The organism is Metabacillus sp. RB-C-LZQ-3-1 (genome assembly GCF_058315175.1).
The window spans coordinates 377,677-397,593 of record NZ_JBZFLI010000002.1 but is presented as its reverse complement, the minus strand read 5'-3'; the positions used below and the strand labels follow the sequence as shown (position 1 = coordinate 397,593).

Below are 19,917 nucleotides of genomic sequence, written 5' to 3'. Positions count from 1 at the left end.
TATAAAGGAGTATTCAACTACATGAAAGAAAATCAATTAGTCCATAAACACGAGGAAACATTTTTTATTATTTGTGTTATTACTACATGCCTTTTCACTTTATATTTGCTTTTATCTATTGTCGGTATTTTTATTTTTTTAGCGCTTGCTCTTATTTCGCTTTTTTCACACATACTTTCGATGTCACATATCCAATTAAATGGAGTTAGACTTCGTGAATCGCAATTTCCAGACCTGTATGAAAAAGTTGTTACCCTATCTGCAAAGATGGAGCTAAAAAATATCCCCGAGGTTTATATTGTTGAATCTGGTGGATTATTAAATGCTTTTGCCACAAAAGTTCTCGCTTTATCAGGGAAAAACATGGTTGTTTTATATTCTGATTTTGTTGATATAGCTGATGAAGCTTCAGATTTTGATATCGATTATATCATTGCACACGAATTAGCCCATCTTAAACGAAATCATATTACGAAAAGTATTTTTGTCTCTCTTGCTATGTGGATACCATTTCTTGGGACAAGCTATTTACGAATGGCTGAATATACATGTGATCGAATGGCAGCTTATTATACCGAAAAGCCGCAAAATGCAATCAATGGTTTATTAATTTTAGCAGCTGGAAGACGATTATATAACAAGGTAAACCTAAATGAATATTTGGAGCAATACAATGAGAAAAAGGGGTTCTTCGCAACATTAGCAGAATTGCTGTCGACCCATCCACCTCTTCCAAAACGAATTCATGAGATTCAATCATTTATGAATGATGACCAACCAACTGTACAATTAGTAAAGAAAACAAAACAAGTTATCCTAATCATTGTTCTCATTTTCTTCCTCTTACCAGGTTTATTTATTGGGGTATCAGTTGGAGCTGCTTTTGCATTTTCTAAACTTGATTTTTTAAGTGAATTTACTGAACCATCTGAATATGATCCATTAATGCAAGCGATTATTGACAATGACCGGGAAACAGTTGAACAATTATTAAAGGATGGGGCTGATCCTAATACTCTTAATGAATATGGAGAAAGTGCGTTATTAGTTTCAGTTACGAATGAAAGACCAGAATATATTCCAATTTTAATAGATTATGGTGCAGATCCAAACCTTCAGGATGATTACGGTTGGACACCGCTAATGTCAGCCGCAGTCGTTGGTGATCTTGAATCAGGTAAATTGTTACTAGATGCCGGCGCGGATCCTAACTTAAAAGATTCTGATGATATGTCAGCACTTGACTATGCAAAGGAATATGAAGACCCTGAGTTTGTTCAATTGCTGGAATCTTATGAGTAATAGTTTGAAAAAATTACGGATTCATTTTCAATCAATACTAGCGAAATCTAGATTACGGGTGCCGCTATATGTTCTAACTCTCATAACTGGAACAGCGTTTTTTCTTGTTCCTAATACTATCTCACCAACATATTTTGTTATGTGCTTAGGTCTATTAGTAATCTTTGAAAGTATCTATCCAAAAGGATATATGACCATATTTAAAGAATTAACAAATTTTCTCCCAAAAAGTTTACAGAAACCAGTTATTTATGTAATGATTTGTTCACTCATGTTGATCGGAGCATTTTTACTATTTATTGGAATGTCTGTAGAATTACATCAATGGCGACATTTAAACCATTTATAATGGCATGAACAAAAGGGTGAACCTATATGGTTCATTCTTTTTATTTGGAGAATTGTTCAACATAATTTCACATATTTTATCATTCTATGACTTTCCATAACTATGAAAATAATCTAGTCTAGTTTATAGTGATCGAAATATGGGATCTCAACGTTTTCTTACATCAATGATCATGTCTAGCAGAAGCATGGGAGGTCTACAAAATTGAAGAATACCAATAGAATAACAACAAAAAAGCAGACAAAAACCTCTCTCTATCAAACCATATGGAGATGGCATTTTTATGCAGGGCTTATTTTTGCACCGTTTCTTCTCATTTTATCAGTAACAGGTTCTATCTATTTATTTAAACCGGAAATAGAGCAAATGCTTTATAAAGAATATTACGAGGTCACTCCACAAGGAGAAAAAATACCAGCTTCAATACAGATTGATGAGGTATTGAAGACCTATCCAGATGCAGTAGTGACAAAATATCGACCTGGAGAAGATGCAGCACGTTCTAGTGAAATCACCATTACGTTAAATCAAGAATCATATACAGTCTTTATCGATCCTTACACAGGTCAATCTCTTGGATTATTAAATAATGAAGGCCGTATCATGGATAAAATTGAAGAATTTCATGGGGAATTAATGGCAGGGACTGTCGGAGACCGAATTGTTGAGCTAGTTGCCTGTTGGGCAATCGTCCTCATCGTAACTGGACTTTATTTATGGTTCCCAAGAAAAAAGGGAGGTTTATCGGGTATTCTTGTTCCAAGATTTCACAAGGGGAAAAAAATACTTAGAAGAGATCTTCATGCCGTTCCTGCTGTCTGGATTACGGCTGGAATGTTCTTTTTAATTATGTCTGGATTGCCCTGGTCAGGGTTTTGGGGGAATCAGTTCCAATCGGTTGTCACCAATACCGGGCAAGGATATCCTCCTTCTGTTTGGATAGGAAGTGCACCGACATCAACTATCCAAACGAAGGATATTGCAGATGTTCCTTGGGCAGCAGAAACCTTGGATGTACCAAAATCAACACTTGAAGGATTTGTTCAATTATCTATTGATGATGTTTTATCAATTGCAAATCGCCAAGGTGTTCACCCAAGCTATACAGTCATTTATCCGAGCGATAAAGAAGGAGTCTTTACGCTATCAGGATTTCCGCCAAAAGCGCAAGATGAGGTAACCGTTCATATTGATCAATATTCAGGAGCAGTACTTGCTGACTATCGTTATGATCACTATGGTCCAATCGGAAAAATCGTTGCTTGGGGAATCACTTTGCATAAAGGAACACAATTTGGTTTGTTAAACCAATTGGTTAGCCTTATCATTTGCTTAGGCATTATTTTTGTCATGTGCAGCGGATTTTACTTATGGTGGAAACGAAAGCCTAAAAAAGGCTTAGGAGCACCTAAAGCAATTAGGATAAAGAAAATGAATTCATTCTTCTTTTTATTAATAGGATTAGCCATTTTGTTTCCGCTTGTCGGTTTATCGCTTATTCTTGTTTGGCTTATTGACTTGCTCATCATTCAAAGAATATCTGTCTTAAAGAAATTTTTTACTGCTTAATTTACTAGGGATGAGGTAGCTATGGTTATGAACAATATAAATTGGATCTCTATTATCAGTATACTGAGCTTATCTCTTTGCGCTTGCTCACTTAAACCGGATGTCGCTGCTTTATACAAACAAGAAGAACCTCTTCAAGCTGACATTATCATTCCTTCGTCTTTTTCGTCAGATAAACCTGAAGAGATTACCGTTTCTCTTACTCAAAAAGGAAAAAGAGTAGAAGATCCAGATTTTGTCCATATTGAGATTTGGAAACAAGACGGTTCTGTGGCATATGAAATGGAGCAAGCAGAAGAATTAGGTAATGGTTCGTATGGTCTCAAAAAAGAGTTTAATCAAGACGGCCTTTATTATGTTAAGGTCCATGCTGGCAATGATGGCTCTTTCATAATGCCCACAAAGCGGTTTATTGTAGGAGAGCTTTCTACTAATGAGTTAAAATTTTTACAGGATGGAGTAATAAATCAAAAGGAAAATCATGAGCATCATCACTAAATAATCATCCGGTCTCATCTATTAGGTGATCGGATTTTTTTATTACCGAATTATCATACACAAGTCAATCTATTTTTAAAAAGATGAAATTCATTATATGATGGTATATAACTTTGATAAATTAGGAGGATTACTATGGTTAATGAAATCATAATAAATGATACACCTATCTCTTTAACAAAATATAAAGAGAAAAAAATCAATGATCTTTTAGAAATTTCAGTTGAATTTCCTGTTACCAGTGAAGAATATCATGCCATCACAACCTTACTTTATAAAAATCATTTTCATGTGAGAGTACCGGAAAAAGACCTAGTATTTCACGGAGTGATTAAGCAATATTCCACAGCATTAATAAATTTATATAAGGAAAACCAAATATCACAATTTTCTTTACAGATCATTGAACAGGAAAAATAAGAGAGAAGGGGTAGAATGAGGCTAAGTATATTAGATCAAGCACCGATTTCATCTGATCAAACACCTCAAGAAGCATTAAAGGAATCATTACGATTAGCTCAAGCGGGAGAGGAGCTAGGGTATACACGATATTGGATTGCTGAACATCATGATTTAGCAGGACTTGCATGTTCTGCACCTGAAGTGATGCTTGCCTATATTGGTGCAAATACACATACTATACGAATAGGTTCTGGAGCTGTTTTGTTACCTTATTACAGACCTTATAAGGTAGCCGAAACCTATCATATGCTTGCAACCTTATTTCCAAATCGGATTGATATTGGGATTGGACGTGCACCAGGCGGATCAGCAGAAGCTACAAATGCTTTATCAGATCGCTTTCTTCAGCAAGTATGGGATTTACCAAAATCTGTAGATGAATTACTCCATTTTATATACAATGATTTTCCAGAAGATCATGAATATGCTAAAGTATCCGCTTCTCCAATTCCAGAAACAGCACCTGTACCTTGGCTTCTTAGAACTAGTAAAAAAAGTGCCCTATTAGCAGCAGAAAAAGGGATGAGCTATGCGTTTGGCCAATTTATGAGCGACAATGATGGCCAAGCCATTATCAGACAATATCTTGATCATTTCAACCCTAAAAAGATTGACAATAAACCAAACATTATATTGACCGTATCTGCCATCTGTGCCGAAACAACTGAAAAAGCAGAAGAAATTGCGTTAAGCTCAATATTCTGGGCCATCCAAAAGGAAAAAGGAGAAGGGAATAAAGGGATTCCTTCCATTCAAGAAGCAAAAAATTATCCGTTTTCTGAAACTGAAAAACAAACAATGGAGAAACTGAAACAAAAAATGGTCATAGGCAACCCATTACAGGTAAAACAGAAATTAGAGGATATCCAAGCTTCTTATCAAGCTGATGAAATCATGATTGTTACAATAACACACTTACCAGAAGATCGATTAACATCATATGGTTTGATCGCAGAAACACTCCTGTAAAGACATGTATAATCCACCCTGTTACGCTCATTCTATAGAGGAAGAAGAGCGGAGGAGATGACATGATGAAGGAGTATGAAATCACCCATATGATTATCGATGATGGATTATATGGAGAAGAGGCGGTCACAACTGAATTTACCCATAACAATCAAAACTATAGTATCACCTTCAATAAGTCTGATTTAGAAATCCTAAATAAATGGGTGCTTGAAAATAACACCTCACTTCCAACAAATATGTCTGACGAACTTATTGAAATGATTCGGGATGAAGTAAGAAAGAAGATAAATCAATAGCCCCAGCAAGGATGTTTTATTCTCCTTTCTGGGGTTTTTCTTATTTTAAACTTTTCATCACTTTATACTGAAAAAAGCAGATGATCGTTCAAAATCGTTTCCTCATCCTTTTGTAGACCGCTGTCTGCACATTCAAAAGCTACTTTTATTAACCATCTAGTAAAAGGAGCCACATTCATCGTTTCTATTTCTTCAAGACTATAAAAACCTGCTTCATCAGACTCTACTCCATCTGGTTTTGGCTCACCATCTACATAATCCATCGCAAACGCAATATATACATTATGTATTTGACGAGGAAGATCACGGATTGCAACAATTCGATTCACTTTAGCTTCAATTCCAGCTTCCTCTTTTACCTCTCTTATAATGGTTTCTTCTATATTCTCAAATTGTTCGATATAGCCACCCGGATTAGTCCAGTACCCTTTACCAGGATGATGAGCTCGTTTTACAAGAAGAAATTTCTTATCCTTTATCACTAACCCTCCAACTCCGATACTATAATCGCCCCAAAACACAAAATCACATCCGGAGCACGCTTTTCTTTCTACACCATCGATCTCACGAATAACCATTTTTAATCCGCATTTGATACAAAAATTTGCTGTCAATTTCATCATCCTTATTCTTAAATTCTATTATTTATATTCTCCAGTCTAATCGTCATACCCTTTTTTAACTTAAAGAAAGTGTAAAGATCACGAATCAGAAAGAGAAATGTCAGTTTTTGCGCTTGCCCAGGAAATGTTTTTGCTTATTCCCATTACCTATATCGATAAAAATCGTGGTAAACTGTACTTTGACACTAATTTCATTTACTAAAATCCACTTCAGAAGGAGGCCAGACATTGAATATAAAGCTTACTCATCAAATCATAAAAGAGATGTGTGGCATAACATCCTTTAAAAGGGGAAGTGCTTTTTATCATGCAAATAAAGTAGTCTTCGATTCATATGAAAACCATCAATATCATGCAATTGTCACTGGTACGGAGGATTTTTACGTTACCATAAAACATGATGAAAAAGGGGAAATTCAAGCGAAGTGTACCTGTCCAAAACTAGCTTCCTTTGATAAAGATTGTCAGCATATTGCAGCAGTTTTATTAGCCATCTATGAGCACCAAAGGAAAGGTACAGTACCTATTGAAACTCCATCATCAAACGAACAATTAACAGAAGGCTTGCTAGGGTTATTCAATGATCGCCAATCACGAACGAGCAGACATCAAACTCATTTTGAGGATCGTGAAGTGCTTGATGTCGTGTTCATATGTAAGCCTGTCAAAATGGAAGATGGACATCACTTAATTGGCATAGAGGTTATGATTCAACATCATAAAGTCGAAAACATCCACCTGTTTTTAGAAAAATTAAAACAAGGGCGTTCGATTCAGCCTTCACCTGCTTTTTCCTTTGATCATGACAAACATTGTTTTCAGAAAGAACATGATGTGATCATTCAGGAGCTTATTCATGTTGTTCATGATGAAAAAATTTATAACGGATATCGTGCAAATCATGATCAATTGTTATTAATACCGCCTACATCATTTGGAAGGTTATTTCCACTACTTATCCAAGCACCACAAGTAAAAGTAGAAAATGAGGAAAAGCAGTATTCAGAAATCAAGAGGTCAAAGGATTTGCTTCCCATTGATTTTCACTTGAATAAAGCACGTAATAATGGCTATGAATTATCGATTAATGGTTTAGAACAAATCATTGTTCTTCATCCATATCAATGCGTTTTATATAGAAGTACATTTACTTTTTTAGAGAATGAAGATTCGATGCGGTTATATGAAATGAAGCAATTGATCACAAATTCTTCTAAAGATTGTCTTATGATTCCACAGAATCAGATCGGTTTTTTTCTAGAAAAAGTAGTACCAGCTCTTCGTAGATTTGGAAAAGTAGCGCTTTCTACTGAAATGACAACCTTAATGAATAAAACACCGCTAGTTGCAAAATTATATTTAGACCGAATTAAAAATCGTTTACTTGCTGGAATTGAATTTCATTATGAACATATTATCTTAAATCCACTTGAAACTCGAGAGCCACCAGCTGATACTTTCATTATAAGAGATGTGGAAAAGGAAAATGAGATTTTAGAGCTAATGAAAGAGGCTATGTTTTCTATTACAGACGAAGGCTATTATTTACAAAACGAAGAACTTGAATATGAGTTTTTATATTATATTGTCCCTAAGCTTCAAAAGCTTACACAGATCTATGCGACAACAGCGGTACGCTCTCGCCTTTTCAAGGAAAATATGAAACCTCAGATTCGAATAAAAATGAAGAAGGAACGGACGAATTGGTTGGAATTCAAGTTTGAAATGGACGGTATTGCTGACAAACAAATTCGAGAAGTATTGGTAGCCCTTGAGGAAAAACGAAAATATTACCGCTTAAGAGACGGCTCATTGCTTTCACTTGAATCAAGAGAGTTTCAGGAAATTCAACGTTTTCTTCAAGCACCTTTTCTTCAGAATCAAAAGCTTTCTGATGGACTTGATTTACCGTTTGAGCAATGTGTTCAGCTCCTTGATTATGTCGATAGTAGTGATTCATTTCAGCTTGAAGCTTCTTTTCGAGATTTTCTTAACACGATTCAAGAACACGGCAGCCTTGAGTTTCCAATACCTGGGAACTTGGATTCTATTTTAAAGGATTATCAAAAGACAGGGTACCGCTGGATGAAGACACTTGCGCACTATGGTTTCGGTGGAATTTTGGCAGATGATATGGGTCTTGGAAAAACAATTCAAAGCATCGCATTTATCGAGTCAGAGCTTCCAGCTATACGTGAAATAAAGAATCCTGTCCTTATTGTTTGTCCGTCATCTCTCACATACAACTGGTTAAGTGAGCTTTTAACCTTTGCTCCATCAATCCAAGCCATTGTATTAGATGGAAGTAGAGCAGAACGTGAATCACTTCAACATGATTTAACAAACATAGATGTAGTCATTACGTCTTATCCGTTATTACGAAAAGATATTAAGTGGTATGAAAAACAAGAATTTCATTCTGTATTTTACGATGAAGCACAAGCCTTTAAAAATCCTTTAACACAAACAGCTCGTGCTGTAAAGAAAATAAGGGCAAATAATCGATTTGCACTTACTGGAACCCCGGTTGAAAATTCAATAGAAGAGCTTTGGTCCATTTTTCATGTTGTGTTTCCCCAGTTATTTTTAGGATTAAAGGAATATAGTCAGCTTAACAATAAGACGATTTCACGAAGAATACGGCCGTTTTTATTACGAAGAATGAAAGAAGACGTATTACATGAATTCCCCCAAAAATACGATGAAACAGACACAGTAGAACTGCTCCCGGAACAAAAGAAACTGTATGCAGCATATTTAGCAAAGCTAAGACATGATACGTTAAAACATTTGGACAAAGAAACCATTCGTAAAAATCGTATTCGTATATTAGCAGGCTTAACTCGTTTACGCCAAATTTGTTGTCACCCAAAATTATTTGTAGATAGCTACGAGGGAAGCTCTGCAAAATTTGAGCAACTCTTTCAAATCATTGACGAAGCGAATAATGCAGGAAGAAGGGTCCTGATTTTTTCTCAGTTCACGAAAATGCTGGAGCTAATTGGCAAAGAACTTACATTAAGAGGGCTTTCCTACTTTTACCTAGATGGTCAGACACCAGCTGAAGAACGGGTTGAGATATGTCATCGATACAATAAAGGGGAGCGGGATTACTTCCTAATTTCATTAAAAGCAGGTGGTACAGGCTTAAACTTGATGAGTGCGGATACGGTGATATTATATGATACATGGTGGAATCCTGCTGTAGAAGAGCAAGCTGCCGATCGCGCCCATCGCATTGGGCAGAAAAACTCTGTTACTGTCTTAAAACTTGTATCCAAAGGAACAATTGAAGAAAAAATAAACGAGCTGCAAGATAAAAAAAGAAATCTTGTGGAAGAAATCATTGAATCAAACGGAGATAGGTCCACAACTCTTACAGAAGAAGATATAAGAGAAATTTTAATGTTGTAAGCCTTCAATCACTTTTATTGAAGGCTTTTTTCTATGCTTCCTTTATTTGGCTTAGTCTATCTTATGAATCTTCCATTATACTAGAAGATAGACTCTATTAGAATTTGTAAGAGGAGGGAAGCGAATTACAGCACCTGTATGTTAAAACAACTAAAGAAATTCGTCCTCTCATGTTTCGTCATTTTCCTTTCGTGTCTAGTCGGAATAATTGTGACTGTGGAATATTGGAGTCACACTGAAGCTGGAAAAGTACCAGCAAAAACTGGTGTCCTTTTACATGCAGTAAATGAAAGACTTGTAACGTCTGACATGAAGGCTCCAAAAATATTTACAAGATCCGGTGAATCTCGCTTTAATCGAACTTTCATGACGGTTCCTATGCATGACGGAGCAGAAATACCCGTCAGAATCTATGAGCCAAAGGAAGAAGGCCCACATCCTATTATTCTTTATTATCATGGAGGAGCTTTTTTAGAGGGATATGGAAACATTCAAACACATGACAATATTGTACGAGCTTTAGCCTCTAAAACAAAAAGCGTCGTTATTTCAGTTGGGTATCGTTTAGCACCTACATATCCTTTTCCTACTGCAACAGAGGACAGCTTTGAGGCACTTATTTGGGCAGAAAAGAATGCTGAACTATTTCAAGGAGATCCATCTAAAATAGCTGTAGCAGGTGATAGTGCTGGTGGAAATATTGCGACAGTCGTTGCAATGATGTCTCGCGATCGAAACGGACCAAAGATAACAGCTCAAGCTTTACTATATCCTTTAACAACTTTTCAAGATGTTCCTTTTTCTTCCCGTGAAAAATATGATAGTGGCTATTATTTTATATCAAGAAGTGTGATGGAAAAGGCAAGAGAACATTACACCCCTGATGAAAAAATGTGGTCAAATCCCTATACTTCACCACTTGATGCTGATCTTTCCAACCTTCCGCCTGCTCTAATCATTACAGCTGAATTTGATCCTCTGCGTGATGAAGGAGAATCTTATGCAAAACGATTAGCTGAATACGATATTCCAGTAACAGCTTCTCGGTATAATGGTGTAATGCACGGATTTGTATCTCTTTATGAGGTCATGCATAGAGGAAAACAAGCATTAGATGAAACAGCTAGGTATTTAAACGATGCTTTTGTAACTAAACCAACCTATCAACCTTATCACTTAACAATAAATGATGATCAACCAGCATTAATAAAACTTCAAGATCGAGGAGAGGCCTATGCCATTGGCGGCTTCTTAATTGGAAAAAAGGCATTAACTGTGATGACGTCTTGGTAATAGAAAAAGGATGATCAAGTCAAAGTATACTTCGATCATCCTCTTTATTTAGATTTCAAAATCAACAACGATGATGTCTGAAAGACCGATTTCTCTTAAGAAAGAAACAGCTTCTTGATGTTTTTCATGAGGACCATATGCTTCAAGAGCTTGTTTATCTTCAAAGCGTACTGTAAGACCAACTTCGAAGCCTTGACTTCGATCTGAAAAATTTAATCCAGCTTGAATATCTAAAATTCCAGAGATTTCATTCTTCAAACCTTTTAACTTTTGAATCGCTTCTGTTTGTTGCTCTGCAGTTGTTGTTTCATTAAATTTAAAAATGACAATATGTTCAACCAATGCTACTCCTCCTATGTAAACCCTTTTTTATCTTTCCCTATCATTATGCATAATTCAGGAGAAAAGTTCAATTCACGTTATCTGATATTATTATTAAAAAACTTGGCTTAAAGCCAAGTCCTAATGGCGAAATCCTTAATTTTTCTTATACTATCATCAATAAAATCTTATACTTTCTGATAGTATGAAAAAAAAGATTGTGTAATATAAGAAGGAAGGCTATAGTTAAATGATCTCACAACTACGATTAAAGGAAGTGTCGAATTGATTAACATTGAAATACCAAAAAGTGATGTATCCATCATCAAAAGAAAACAACCACAACAAGATAACACACCTGTTATCACATCCATTCAAGGATTTATCGATCTTCATGAAATCCCAAGGGATAAGGGCGGGGTAATCATGTTTTACAACAGACAGGACGAGCTCCTATTTGTAGGCAAAGCAAGAAAACTAAGACAACGTGTTAAAAAACATCTTGAGGACACAGTTTCACCATTAAAAAACCATCGAGATGAAGTATACCGTATTGACGCTTGTATTGTGGAAGATCCAATGGAAAGAGAAATATATGAAACGTATATCATCAATACTCTTCAGGCAAAATATAATGTGGACAAGGTATTTTATAAATAAACCAAAAAAAGTGCTAAGCGTAAATAAACGCCTAGCACTTTTTCGTTTTCAGCAATTGAATCTACGTTTCTAATGCTGAAAGTTGTTTAACTTTTTCTTTCTTACCTTTATCACTGGTTAAATAAACTCCAATAAAAACGAACAACCCGCCTATAATTTGGACAAAAGTTATGGGATTTCCAAGGAGCAGGCTGAAAATAGCTGTAAACACAGTTATTAAATTTAAATAAATCCCAGCTTTACTCGCATCTATTTGACGAAGTGACATATTCCAAAATATGAATGAACCAACGGAAGGAAAAATTCCCATATAGATAATACCCATGACCGCATGTCGACTTAATTGAAAATTAAAGTCTGAACTTGAGACCACTACCATTGGAAGCATAATAAGTAACGCAAAAATGACAGATATTGAAGTTGCTGAAATCGGCGGTATCTCTTTTGTTTTCCTCCCAATGATTGAATAAATCGTCCAAACTAAGATGGCGATTAACATAAGGAGGTCGCCTTGATTATACGTGTTTTGAATAATGAGATGTAATTGACCCTTTGTTAAAACAAGAAGGACACCCATAAGAGAAACAAATAAACCAATCCCATTTTTCATTGAAATTTTCTCTTTTAGAAATAAAACGGAAAATAATACAATTACAGCAGGGTTAATTGAATTCACTAACGCGGCATTCAGTGAAGTTGTATATTGTAAAGCTTCATACAACAGAAAATTATAACTAATGACTCCAAGCAGGGCTAAAACAAAAAGGGTCTTCCATTCCTTCCAAACATTCCTCCAATTTGGCCGCTCAATCCAATGGGCAAGTGGAACTAAAAAGAAAACAGCGATTAACCATCTCGAAAAGGTCATTTGAAGAGGTGACATTTCGGCTACCAAGTACTCTCCGAAAACATAATTACCAGCCCAAAATAAGTTTGCTAACACTAGGAATAGGAGGACATAGAATTTCTTCATACTTATTTCACTCTCTCTATTTAATCGATTTTTCGGAATTTTTATTCTATTAATATATCAAATTGGAAATAAATGAGCAATTCATTTTTTAATATAATTAGTAAGTAACCGATTCTATCGAATTTCTTACATATTTTAAAAAAATAAAATTTTCCTTTACTACAGAAAGAGATCATTCTAATGCTAGAAAATTGAGAAACTGAATGTCTTATATTAGACTAGGCAAAGAACAGTATTAAGAAAGAGGTGACGATCATAAAGCTAAGTGTTCTTGACCAATCAGTTATTAGAAAAGGAGAAACTGCGAGTACAACTTTTCAACAAACAGTCCAATTAGCAAAATTATCTGAAGAACTGGGATACACTCGGTTTTGGGTCGCTGAACATCATAATACAAGCGGAATTGCCGGGACATCGCCAGAGATTTTAATCTCTCATATCGCTTCAAATACAAGCTCAATTCGTATCGGATCCGGAGGAGTACTTCTTCCGCAATATAGTCCATATAAAATTGCTGAGAACTTTAAGGTATTAGAAACACTGTATCCTAATCGTATTGATCTAGGAATTGGCCGTTCACCAGGAGGCTCACCAACAACACGATTAGCATTAACGGATAGTTTACGAAAAAGCATGAATGAATTCCCGAGACAGATATCAGATCTACAAGGGTACTTAGATAACTCTATACCAGACTCTCATCCTTACCATAATGTAAAAGCTTATCCTGTAAGTGACACATTACCGGAACTTTGGCTTTTAGGTGTCACTCACCGTGGAGCAAGATTAGCAGCAGAAAAGGGAACTGCTTTTACATATGGTCATTTTATTAATCCAATAAACGGGTTAAGAGCAATGCAAACGTACAGAGAAAACTTTCAGCCATCAAATGCACTCCTGAACCACAAAACAAACGTTTGTATTTTTGTCATATGTGCACCAACACAGGAAAGGGCAGAGGAGATCGCCATTAGTCAAGATATATGGTTGTTAGCTGTTGAAAAAGGGTTTGATACACATATTCTCCCTGTTCAGGAAGCAAAGAATATAAAACTAACCAAAAAAGAGGAAGATAGATTAGCGGAAAACAGGAAGAGAATAATCATTGGAACTCCTAAGAAAGTAAGAGAGGAAATCTTAAGACTTAGTGAATATTATCAAACCGATGAATTCATGATTATCAATAATACGTATGACTTTCAAGAAAAGTTGCTCACATACAGGTTATTAGCAGAACAATTTCTTTAAAAAATGCGGGACTTGGTAAGTCTCCGCATTTTTTCATGTTTTTCAATTTAAATATATCATGATCAACATTACGTTCACCTATCACATTAATGGCAACTGACGCACCGTGACCAGATGTGATGATCGTATATACCAGCAACCGTTTCAATTTAAGATCAAAAGACAAAATCCCCATTCCAAAATAGGTCAGGGGGTTTTGACGTGTTAGCGTTTTTTCTTTTTGTCATTGCTTAATGGTTGATTTTTAACCTTTTTCTCAAGAAACACATGCACCTGTACAAGATCTTCCATCTTTTTTACACTTATGACTTTACCTTTACGCCCTTTAATTTTTACAGGATCGTCCTCAGTAGGAATTTGATCTAACAACTGGCACAACACAACCGTATTTTCTTCCACAAAATGCACAATGCTCATCTATCATTCTCCTTTTTATCAATTTGTCAAAAAAGGATTTCTTAAAATAATCTCCATCTGTTAGTTCAGTATTATATGATATGAAACGATAAATGAATGGTCACAGGATTTCTGTTAAAGGATGATTTTTATTTCATTTTTCAAAAACATAATGGAAATATATAGTCGATAAAATTTGTTAAATATAATGGAGGAGTTACAGGAGAGTTGGTGTACTTAGGAATGGGAACTAAAATATAAATAGTTAAAGATTTTATGTTTGGTAAACAAAGGGCAGATAAAGAAGGAAAACGGGTAAATCTATAGAATAAAATCTTTGTAGGGAGTTTAGAAGGTGTCCCTACCTTTAATATAGGTTAACTATCTTAAAAATCATAAGGAGTTAAGAAAAATGACTTCAATATTTCGATGGATCCTTCCAGTTACCTTGATTTTATTTGCAGTATTGCTTTTTTATAAAGGTATAGAACTATGGTATGTAAGAACCAATGTTGATGGGGATGGCATAGGTGTACATTTCTTGGGTTTTGAGATAAATGATCGTGTAAATGCAAAAAATATCCCTGCATATGCAATTGGATTTTTTATCTCGTGTATTGTTGCCGTAATCGGATCTGCGGCTTATTTGAAAACTAATATAAAAAATAGTAAGAAAGCAGGGTAAGTAATTTGCCCTTATATATAGCTGATGAATCGTGTAATCGATATTCACCTAGTGGTGATCTCAAAGGATAATGAGGTGGAAATAATGGTCAGAAAAAGATAAATAGCCTCCTAAATAAGTGCTTTAGAATTCTATCTTAATAATAGGAGATGTAAAGATAATGAAACAAAATAAATATGATGACCCTGATTTTTTCCAAGCATATGAACAAATGCCACGATCAGTCAATGGGCTTGAAAGTGCTGGAGAATGGCATCAATTAAAAGAATTAATACCAGATTTAAAGGATACAAATGTACTTGATTTGGGTTGTGGTTTTGGCTGGCATTGCCGATATGCCAGGGAGCAGCAAGCAAGTTCTGTAATAGGTATAGATATTTCTGAAAAAATGATTCAAAGAGCTCGAGAAATGACAAATGATCCATTCATTACGTATATCAAAAAGCCAATTGAAGACATTGATTTTTCAAAATCTCAATTTGATGTTGTTATCAGTTCATTAGCATTTCATTATATAAAGTCTTTTAAATCAATAAGCGAAAAAGTTTACCATGTCCTAAAGCCTAAAGGCAGCTTTGTTTTCTCAGTTGAACATCCAATTTTCACTTCTCGGAATGAACAAGATTGGATTTATGATGAGCATGGGAACCGCCTGCACTGGCCCGTTGACAACTATCAAATAGAAGGTGCTCGCGAAACAACATTCTTAAATGAACGTGTTACAAAATACCATCGTACGATTTCAACCTATTTAAATGATTTAATTGACACTGGTTTTATGATTAGAGCTGTTAAGGAATCTGTCCCTTCTGACGAAATGTTAAAAAGGAACCCTGGAATGAAGGATGAGTTTCGAAGGCCTATGTTTTTAATGATTTCGTCAGAAAAGAAAAATGTATAATTAGCTGACCGTTTATTGTGTTTAAATTTAATGGCGTTCCTGCAAAAAGTAGGAACGGTTTTTTTCGTACTGGTGTATTTTTTAACCTTTAATAATTAAAAAGAGGAATTCAATATTATTTATAGAATAATCTATATTGTTAGACCAGTTTAGCTTAGTTGAGATGAGAAAGGTGAGATGAGACATGAGTAAAACCGAGTTGTATACTCAAACAGGAGTGGCGATGACTTGTCGCTCTTACGAAGAGTATCAAGAAATGTTTATGTTAGAGCAACATGTTTTCGGAGAAGGAAAAATACTTGATATTGCTTCAGGTGCTTCATCCTTCACAGCAGAATTAAATAAAAGGGGATATAATGCGATAGCCGTTGACCCTTTGTATCATCTTTCAAGTGAAGAAATCGGCACTCTTGGAAAGAATGAAATGAACATTGCTTCCCATAAGTTATCCCAAAATGAAAATCTTTTCGTATGGAACTATTACAAAAACTTGGAACATCATGATGAAATCCGAAACCGTTCCTTTAAACAATTCATTAATAGCTATAAATCAGATGAAAACAAGGATCAATACATTCCAGCAAAATTACCTAATTTACCTTTTGATGATGGTACGTTTTCACACGTTTTTTGTAATCACTTTTTATTCCTGTATCAAGCACAATTCGATTTTCAGTTCCACTTAGCTGCTATTCAGGAAATGGTTAGGATTACAAAAAAGGGTGGTTCAATTTTTATTTACCCTTTAGTTGGTTTTAAAGACGAATTATATCCCCATTTAGAAGAACTAATAGAAGTATTAAATGCAGATGGAGTCCAATCTAACACTAAGGAGACGAACTTTAGATTCCTGCCATCAGCAACCCACTTTTTAAAAATTGATAAATAAATATCATTTAGGATATATAATAAGAGTGGCGTTACTTCCAAAAGAGGTAACGCTTCTTATTTATTTAAGTGTAGCTGATTTTCACAACAGAATAACTCAATATTTACTTTAAACTAAAGGGAAGGAGCATTGTGGTTAAAGTGCTCAACATACATTCTAAGTCAAACAAAGTAATCATTGTCATACATGAGATCTATGGAATCAACCAGCATATGAATAGTATCTGTCATTCATTATTAGAACAAGGTTATGATGTTATTTGTCCCAATTTATTAAAACAAGAAGAACCATTTGCATATTCACAGGAAAAAGCTGCTTATCAGAATTTCATGGAGAATATAGGTTTTAAGTATGCTTCGGATGAAATTAAAAGGGTAGTTTTAGATTGTAAAGAAAAATATGAAAAAGTATATATTGTTGGATTTAGTGTTGGGGCAACTATTGCTTGGTTGTGCAGTGAAATAGATTGTCTCGATGGAATAGTCGGATACTATGGTTCACGAATTAGAAACTATTTAAAAATAAACCCTTTATGTCCAACAATGCTATTTTTTCCAGAAAAAGAGAAATCATTTAATGTAGATGAGTTAGTTTTATGCCTACAAAAAAAGGATATTGAGATACACAAATTTAACGGCCAACACGGATTTAGTGATCCATACTCTCCAAAATATAATACGAATTCAGAGCATGAAGCATTTAACAGAATGGTTGATTTTTTGCTAAAACATTGATTTAACTTACAAAATGAGCTCTTCTTTATGGAATTTGCCCTTATAATTGAATAACAAAAATCCTAATCTATTAAAATAATTTGAAGCTGTTTAATACCTTTTAAACAAAGATGAGCACAATAGAGAGGATAAGCATAACTAAAGCGTTGAGTGCCATAATCGGTTTATGCTTGGCTCTAACAAAATGAGCGTGTATTGCACCAAGCATTAGAAAGGTAAGTAGGACACCTGAAAATTTTATGAATTCCGGAATCCAAAATGCAAAAACCAATCCAATCACTCCTACTAGCTCTAATAAGGCAGTTACATACATGAACCACATTGGATAACGATATTCTTTCCAATGTTGGACCATTGATTTTGTACGTAGTAATTTCATAGATATTGACAGTACAAAGATACAAATTAAAATGAATTGAATGATAAAGATTATTAAATTCACAACGTTTCCTCCTTTTCTTATAAGGTGTTTCATTACAAAAAATTATAAACTTTCTAAACTCCAAAAAAATGTAGTCTAGACTACAATAATAGGAGGATTACATGGATAAGATTAAATATTTATCAAGAATACAGATGTTTAGTGAGTTGGAAATCGAAGAATTAAAACAAATTGAACCTGTCACTCCTATGAAGGTCATAAATAAAGGAACGATTATTTCAGCTCCACACATGGATCATAAGATTTTGTATTTAATTAAGTTTGGTAAAGTTCGTTTATATAAATTATCTGATGATGGGAAAGAGTTTACGATTGATATATTAGGAACAGGTCAAATATTTGGAGAGATTGGTTCATTTACAACAGGATCTGAAAATTTGTATGCAGAAACATGGGAAGATTCCGTTATTTGCACAATAGATAAAAACCAATTTAAAAAAATCATTTACGAGCGGCCAAGTGTATCCTTTAAGCTTATCGAAATGATATCGAATCGTTTAAAAGAGGTAGAAGAGCTATTGGAATATATGGCATACAGCAGTGTTCGAAAGCGGCTATTATTTTTATTACATAAACTCGCAATAAAGTTTGGGGGAGAATTAACCAGTAGTAAACCGAAAGAGGAAGACTGGATTCAACTTGAAATTTCAATCACACATCAAGAAATAGCCATGATGATGGGGAGCATTCGTGAAACAGTAACATCACTACTTAATGATTTGATTGAAGAAGGCATTGTTTATAAAGAAGGGAAACGCAAACCGCTTAAAATTCATTTGGCTCGTTTGAAACAGGCATTAGAAGAGGAATGATACGAGAATGCTGTACAATGGACATAAAAATTAAGCTTACGGTGATATTAAAACAAACAGCAAAAGGATCCTCAATCGAAGATCCTTCAGATTGCTTTTATTTTGTTGCAGAAAAAAATAAAAATAATGGAATTCTTAAACGCCTTTCAAAGGTTTCTACATTTTCAAAGTGTTCTCTTTTAGGCAACGATTCTTTTAACAATTCAATTTTAAATCCTTTAGATTTTAGTGCTTGAAAATAGTCTTCAATCGTTCTATGGTACTTATAAACGGTAGAACCCAGCCATTGTTGTTCACGCATTCCCGGAATAAAGTAATTATCCACTACCCAAGATGTTCTCTTGCCATTTTTCTGCATAGTTGATGTAATAACAGGGTGTTCAACAGAAAAGATAAACTTACCTCTATCAGTTAAAGAATGATATATTTTTTCAAATAACGAATCTATATCCTGAATATAATGCAATACAAGTCTTGATACGACCAAATCATAGCTCTTTTGAGGGAAATTCCAATCTTCAATTGTTGAATGAATCAAGTTAGCATTAGCAAATGCACTCAGATTGTTTACGGCAGATTTATACATATTTGTTGAACCTTCAATTCCTTGGTACCTTTTACATCCAAGTTTTATCAAATCAATTCCAAACTTTCCGTCGCCACACCCTAAATCAAGAATGTTTAATTCAGAAACATCTCCCATTAATTCTATAAAAATCGGTTTTTCAATCGTATCGTTTGGATTTTCTTTTGATGCTCTCTTTATAGAATAATGATTAAAAAATTTCGGGTTGTCATAGTATTGAGAACCAACGTTTGCCAATAAAGAATTCCCCCTTACATATCATTTTAAAAATTATACACGATACAGCATATAATATGTTTGAATTTTCCGTTTTTCACGGATAAGGAAGGGGAAATTGAGTGGTTAATATTGAATATGATTAAGGAATTCATTTTCAGTATAAGAGCTAAATTATTATCTTATAGATAAATCCTTTTATTTTCATAGAAATAGCTGTAAAATCATATATGAACTGGAAAAGTGTAGCTAGGGTTCCGCTACTAGGTAGGGCTG

General features: G+C 34.6%; 22 protein-coding genes. 16 read left to right on the top strand and 6 right to left on the bottom strand.

The window, feature by feature from the left end; translation table 11 throughout:
* Positions 1-21 precede the first annotated feature (21 nt).
* The 7 genes from AC4GZ8_RS05350 to AC4GZ8_RS05320 all read left to right on the top strand — a co-directional run bounded on the left by AC4GZ8_RS05350 (position 22) and on the right by AC4GZ8_RS05320 (position 5,448).
* Entirely contained in the window at positions 22-1,302 is a 1,281-nt protein-coding gene (locus AC4GZ8_RS05350) for a M48 family metallopeptidase (protein ID WP_491080765.1), read from the top strand.
* A gap of 4 nt (positions 1,303-1,306) precedes the next feature.
* Complete coding sequence (locus tag AC4GZ8_RS05345; RefSeq protein WP_491080764.1) at positions 1,307-1,651, top strand: hypothetical protein; 345 nt, start codon at positions 1,307-1,309, stop codon at positions 1,649-1,651.
* 204 nt (positions 1,652-1,855) lie between these two features.
* A complete protein-coding gene (locus AC4GZ8_RS05340; protein WP_491080763.1) occupies positions 1,856-3,220 on the top strand; it encodes a PepSY-associated TM helix domain-containing protein in 1,365 nt (454 codons plus the stop codon).
* A gap of 21 nt (positions 3,221-3,241) precedes the next feature.
* A complete protein-coding gene (locus AC4GZ8_RS05335; protein WP_491080762.1) occupies positions 3,242-3,718 on the top strand; it encodes a FixH family protein in 477 nt (158 codons plus the stop codon).
* Positions 3,719-3,853: 135 nt separating this feature from the next.
* The gene (locus AC4GZ8_RS05330; RefSeq protein WP_491080761.1) at positions 3,854-4,138 is read left to right on the top strand and encodes a DUF3219 family protein; all 285 of its coding nucleotides are present in this window, start codon (positions 3,854-3,856) and stop codon (positions 4,136-4,138) included.
* A 15-nt stretch (positions 4,139-4,153) separates the two neighbouring features.
* On the top strand, positions 4,154-5,149 hold the full coding sequence (locus AC4GZ8_RS05325) for an LLM class flavin-dependent oxidoreductase (RefSeq protein WP_491080760.1): 996 nt from the start codon (positions 4,154-4,156) through the stop codon (positions 5,147-5,149).
* Positions 5,150-5,211: 62 nt separating this feature from the next.
* Positions 5,212-5,448 carry a hypothetical protein gene (locus tag AC4GZ8_RS05320; RefSeq protein ID WP_491080759.1) on the top strand — a complete coding sequence of 79 codons (237 nt, stop codon included), beginning with the start codon at positions 5,212-5,214 and terminating at the stop codon, positions 5,446-5,448.
* Positions 5,449-5,510: 62 nt separating this feature from the next.
* Here AC4GZ8_RS05320 and AC4GZ8_RS05315 read toward each other — a convergent pair whose 3' ends face one another.
* Positions 5,511-6,068 (bottom strand): NUDIX domain-containing protein, encoded by a 558-nt coding sequence (locus tag AC4GZ8_RS05315; protein WP_491080758.1) that lies wholly within the window; start codon positions 6,066-6,068, stop codon positions 5,511-5,513.
* A 231-nt stretch (positions 6,069-6,299) separates the two neighbouring features.
* Here AC4GZ8_RS05315 and AC4GZ8_RS05310 point away from each other — a divergent pair, with 231 nt between their 5' ends.
* Together AC4GZ8_RS05310 and AC4GZ8_RS05305 are read left to right on the top strand one after the other, a co-directional pair.
* Complete coding sequence (locus AC4GZ8_RS05310) at positions 6,300-9,485, top strand: DEAD/DEAH box helicase (RefSeq protein ID WP_491080757.1); 3,186 nt, start codon at positions 6,300-6,302, stop codon at positions 9,483-9,485.
* Positions 9,486-9,701: 216 nt separating this feature from the next.
* Positions 9,702-10,778, top strand: coding sequence for an alpha/beta hydrolase (locus AC4GZ8_RS05305; protein ID WP_491080756.1), 1,077 nt, complete (start codon positions 9,702-9,704; stop codon positions 10,776-10,778).
* A 48-nt stretch (positions 10,779-10,826) separates the two neighbouring features.
* Here AC4GZ8_RS05305 and AC4GZ8_RS05300 read toward each other — a convergent pair whose 3' ends face one another.
* Positions 10,827-11,120 (bottom strand): Dabb family protein, encoded by a 294-nt coding sequence (locus AC4GZ8_RS05300; protein WP_491080755.1) that lies wholly within the window; start codon positions 11,118-11,120, stop codon positions 10,827-10,829.
* A 264-nt stretch (positions 11,121-11,384) separates the two neighbouring features.
* On the opposite strand from AC4GZ8_RS05300, the gene AC4GZ8_RS05295 reads away from it, so the two are divergent.
* The gene (locus AC4GZ8_RS05295) at positions 11,385-11,759 is read left to right on the top strand and encodes a nucleotide excision repair endonuclease (protein WP_491080754.1); all 375 of its coding nucleotides are present in this window, start codon (positions 11,385-11,387) and stop codon (positions 11,757-11,759) included.
* Between the two features lie 61 nt (positions 11,760-11,820).
* On the opposite strand, the gene AC4GZ8_RS05290 is transcribed toward AC4GZ8_RS05295, so the two are convergent.
* The gene (locus AC4GZ8_RS05290) at positions 11,821-12,732 is read right to left on the bottom strand and encodes a DMT family transporter (protein WP_491080753.1); all 912 of its coding nucleotides are present in this window, start codon (positions 12,730-12,732) and stop codon (positions 11,821-11,823) included.
* A gap of 252 nt (positions 12,733-12,984) precedes the next feature.
* On the opposite strand from AC4GZ8_RS05290, the gene AC4GZ8_RS05285 reads away from it, so the two are divergent.
* Entirely contained in the window at positions 12,985-13,980 is a 996-nt protein-coding gene (locus AC4GZ8_RS05285; protein ID WP_491080871.1) for an LLM class flavin-dependent oxidoreductase, read from the top strand.
* A 204-nt stretch (positions 13,981-14,184) separates the two neighbouring features.
* Here the strand turns inward: AC4GZ8_RS05285 and AC4GZ8_RS05280 are convergent, their stop codons facing one another.
* Positions 14,185-14,397 carry a hypothetical protein gene (locus AC4GZ8_RS05280; protein ID WP_491080752.1) on the bottom strand — a complete coding sequence of 71 codons (213 nt, stop codon included), beginning with the start codon at positions 14,395-14,397 and terminating at the stop codon, positions 14,185-14,187.
* Positions 14,398-14,788: 391 nt separating this feature from the next.
* On the opposite strand from AC4GZ8_RS05280, the gene AC4GZ8_RS05275 reads away from it, so the two are divergent.
* The 4 genes from AC4GZ8_RS05275 to AC4GZ8_RS05260 all read left to right on the top strand — a co-directional run bounded on the left by AC4GZ8_RS05275 (position 14,789) and on the right by AC4GZ8_RS05260 (position 17,585).
* Positions 14,789-15,061: a hypothetical protein gene (locus AC4GZ8_RS05275; RefSeq protein WP_491080751.1), complete on the top strand. Its 273-nt coding sequence runs from the start codon at positions 14,789-14,791 to the stop codon at positions 15,059-15,061.
* A 160-nt stretch (positions 15,062-15,221) separates the two neighbouring features.
* Positions 15,222-15,962, top strand: a complete 741-nt coding sequence (locus tag AC4GZ8_RS05270; protein WP_491080750.1) for a class I SAM-dependent methyltransferase — start codon at positions 15,222-15,224, stop codon at positions 15,960-15,962.
* Between the two features lie 184 nt (positions 15,963-16,146).
* Complete coding sequence (locus AC4GZ8_RS05265; RefSeq protein WP_491080749.1) at positions 16,147-16,851, top strand: class I SAM-dependent methyltransferase; 705 nt, start codon at positions 16,147-16,149, stop codon at positions 16,849-16,851.
* Positions 16,852-16,991: 140 nt separating this feature from the next.
* Positions 16,992-17,585: a dienelactone hydrolase family protein gene (locus AC4GZ8_RS05260; RefSeq protein ID WP_491080870.1), complete on the top strand. Its 594-nt coding sequence runs from the start codon at positions 16,992-16,994 to the stop codon at positions 17,583-17,585.
* A gap of 100 nt (positions 17,586-17,685) precedes the next feature.
* Here the strand turns inward: AC4GZ8_RS05260 and AC4GZ8_RS05255 are convergent, their stop codons facing one another.
* The gene (locus AC4GZ8_RS05255) at positions 17,686-18,027 is read right to left on the bottom strand and encodes a DoxX family protein (RefSeq protein ID WP_491080748.1); all 342 of its coding nucleotides are present in this window, start codon (positions 18,025-18,027) and stop codon (positions 17,686-17,688) included.
* Positions 18,028-18,128: 101 nt separating this feature from the next.
* Here AC4GZ8_RS05255 and AC4GZ8_RS05250 point away from each other — a divergent pair, with 101 nt between their 5' ends.
* Positions 18,129-18,839, top strand: a complete 711-nt coding sequence (locus AC4GZ8_RS05250) for a Crp/Fnr family transcriptional regulator (protein WP_491080747.1) — start codon at positions 18,129-18,131, stop codon at positions 18,837-18,839.
* 97 nt (positions 18,840-18,936) lie between these two features.
* Here AC4GZ8_RS05250 and AC4GZ8_RS05245 read toward each other — a convergent pair whose 3' ends face one another.
* Positions 18,937-19,662, bottom strand: coding sequence for a class I SAM-dependent DNA methyltransferase (locus AC4GZ8_RS05245; protein ID WP_491080746.1), 726 nt, complete (start codon positions 19,660-19,662; stop codon positions 18,937-18,939).
* Positions 19,663-19,917: the final 255 nt, after the last annotated feature.